This window comes from Actinomadura sp. 6K520, assembly GCF_004349245.1.
Taxonomy (GTDB): Bacteria; Actinomycetota; Actinomycetes; order Streptosporangiales; family Streptosporangiaceae; genus Spirillospora.
Genome location: NZ_SMLC01000348.1, coordinates 1 through 2,815 on the forward strand (window position 1 = coordinate 1; position 2,815 = coordinate 2,815).

Genomic DNA, 2,815 nt, shown 5'->3' on the forward strand with positions numbered 1-2,815 from the left:
CCCCCGCGGGCCGCCTCCTGACCCCCGCCCTCGGCGCCCTGAGCCGTCTTCTCGCCCCGTAGCCTCGCCGGCCGCCCGGTTTACCGCCGCGGGGTTTTCCCCGGCGCCGGAACGTGCGACCTTTGCAGAAAGCCCGGCGACCGGCCCGCCCCGGCGGCCGTCGCCCCCCGGGCACCCGAACCGGCACCGGAGCGTGAGAAAATGCGGATTCGCGACATCCTGCGGAGGAAGGGAGACGCGGTGGCGACGGTGCGGCCCGAGGCCACCGTGCGCCAGCTGCTCTCCGTCCTGGCGGAGCACAACATCGGGGCCGTGGTCGTCTCACCGGACGGCGCGTCGATCGCCGGCATCGCCTCCGAGCGCGACGTCGTGCGGTCCCTGCACGAGCGCGGCGCCGCGCTGCTCGACCGTCCCGTCTCCGACATCATGACCGCGGAGGTCCGCAGCTGCGGTCCGGCCGACAAGGTGGAGGACCTGCGCCTCGCCATGACCGAGCACCGGTTCCGGCACGTGCCCGTCGTCGAGGACGGGCGGCTCACCGGCATCGTCAGCATCGGCGACGTGGTCAAGAGCGCCATCGACGAGCTGGAGAGCGAGCGCGAGCATCTGGTCGACTACATCCAGCGCGCCCCGTAGCCGGCCCGCGGACGGCACTCAGACGTAGGCGGGGAGGGACCGGGTCACGGGGGCGGACTCGGCCTCCCGGTGCGCCAGCGCCAGGCGCTCGACGGCCGTGCGCAGCGTGTCCGGGGGCAGGACGTAGGGCAGCCGGACGTAGTCCTCCAGCACGCCGTCGACCCCGAAGACCGGGCCGGCGACGACGCGGAGCCCGAGCCGCTCGGCCGTCTCGGCGAGCGGGGTGGCGATCGGCGCGCCGAGCCGCGCCCACAGCGACATGCCGCCCGCGGGCAGCCGGAACTCCCAGCCGGGCAGCAGCTCGCGCAGCGCCCCCGCGAGCGCGTCGCGGCCGCGGAGCAGGCCCTCCGCGCGCTCGGCGCGCACCTCCGCCACCCGCAGCAGCAGCTCGCGCACGATCAGCTGCTCCAGCACCGGGCTCGCCATGTCGAACGGCTCGCGGGCCAGCACCAGGCGGCGGGCCAGCGGCGCGGTGGTGCGGATCCACCCGATCCGCAGGCCGCCCCAGAACAGCTTCGACGCCGAGCCGATGGTGATGACCCGCCCGCCGGAGTCGAAGGCCGCCAGCGGCGGCTCCCGCGGCGCGTCGAGGTCGTGCGCGAGGTCGGCGAAGGTCTCGTCGCTGACGAGGAACGCGTCGGCGCGGCGGGCGGCGTCCACGAGCGCGGCGCGGTCGGCGGCCGGCATCAGGTGCCCGGTCGGGTTCTGGAAGTCCGGGATCGTGTAGGCCATGCGGACGGCCGCCTGCCGCATCGCGCCGGCGGCGAGCTCGATGTCCCAGCCCTCGTTGACGCCGACGGGGACGAGCCGGGCGCCGCGGCGGCGCAGCGTGCCGAGCGCGTGCGGGTAGGTGGGCCGCTCGATCATGACGGCGTCCCCGGCCTCGATGAGGGTCTGCGACAGCAGCGTGAACGCGTGCTGCGCGCCGGTGGTGACGACGATCTGGTCCGGGCCGGTGGGGACGCCGCGCGCGGTGTACCCGTCGGCGATGATCCGGCGCAGGCCCACCAGCCCGGCGGGCTCGTAGCCGGGGCCGGTGCTGTAGCGGGGCAGCTCGTCGACGGCGGCGGCCACCGCCTCGCCGAAGATCGCCGGGGCGGCGGGGGTGGCGCAGCCGAGGTCGATGAAATCGGCGTCGTCGGGCACCGGGTGCGCCTTGCCGAAGCGCGCCGCCGCCTGCACGATCCGCGGATCGGCGGACGACATCCGCACCGGGGGCAGCACCGTCCAGCTTCCCGCCCCCTGGCGGCTCTGGATGTAGCCCTCGTCGCGGAGCCGGTCGTAGGCGGCGGTGACCGTGGTCCGGCTGACGCCGAGGGCGGCGGCCAGGTCGCGTTCGGCGGGCAGCCGGGTCCGCAGGGCGAGCCGCCCGTCGAGGACGAGGCCGCGCACCGAGCGGGCCAGCGCGCCGTAGACGGGGCGCTCGCCCGAGACGTCGCCCACCAGCCGCGCCAGATGCTGTCCGCTCACATATCGAGTGCTCACGCAAACCACTTTCGCACATTGGCTCTATCGAGACCAGGCCACTTCTCGTCAGGGTGGACGAAAAGACGGCCGAAGTGTGCGAGGAGTAAGTTAATGGCCTTGATGGCACGTCGCCTGGTGCAGCTCTACACAGGATTGGCCCTGTACGGGCTCGGGATCGCCCTGCAGGTGTCATCGGGTCTCGGCAACGACCCCTGGGACGTCCTCCACGAGGGACTGTCGCGGCGCCTCGGACTCTCGATCGGCGCATGGATCATCATCGCCGGCGCGCTGGTGATGCTCGCGTGGATCCCGCTGCGCCAGCGGCCGGGGATCGGGACGATCAGCAACGTGGTCCTCATCGGCGTCTTCGCGGACCTGTTCCTCTGGCTGCTGCCCGGCCCGGAGGCCCTCGCGGCGCGCTGGGCGTACCTGGTCGCCGCCGTGCTGGTCGGCGGCTTCGCGACCGGCTGCTACATCGGTGCCGGGCTCGGTCCCGGACCGCGCGACGGGCTGATGACCGGGATCGCCGCGCGGGGCCACTCGATCCGGGCGGTCCGGACGGCGATCGAGCTGACCGTGCTGGCCGTCGGCTGGCTGCTCGGCGGCACCGTCGGCGTCGGCACGGTCCTCTACGCGCTCGCCATCGGCCCGCTGACGCACGTGTTCCTGCCCGCGCTGACGATCCGGCCCCGCACCCCCGGCACGGCCGGCC

At 74.5% G+C, this 2,815-nt stretch carries 3 protein-coding genes; 2 read left to right on the top strand and 1 reads right to left on the bottom strand.

Annotation, left to right across the window (positions count from 1 at the left end; translation table 11 throughout):
• Positions 1–201: 201 nt before the first annotated feature.
• Positions 202–636: a CBS domain-containing protein gene (locus E1289_RS37115; RefSeq protein ID WP_131988803.1), complete on the top strand. Its 435-nt coding sequence runs from the start codon at positions 202–204 to the stop codon at positions 634–636.
• An 18-nt stretch (positions 637–654) separates the two neighbouring features.
• Here E1289_RS37115 and E1289_RS37120 read toward each other — a convergent pair whose 3' ends face one another.
• Entirely contained in the window at positions 655–2,121 is a 1,467-nt protein-coding gene (locus E1289_RS37120; protein ID WP_243713461.1) for a PLP-dependent aminotransferase family protein, read from the bottom strand.
• Between the two features lie 93 nt (positions 2,122–2,214).
• Here E1289_RS37120 and E1289_RS37125 point away from each other — a divergent pair.
• On the top strand, positions 2,215–2,815 hold a 601-nt coding region (locus E1289_RS37125), incomplete at its 3' end, for a hypothetical protein (protein WP_131988805.1).

Bases quoted from the DNA above. Each gene is read 5' to 3' on its own strand.
- E1289_RS37115 (WP_131988803.1), top strand. From the start codon at position 202: ATGCGGATTCGCGACATCCTGCGGAGGAAGGGAGACGCGGTGGCGACG.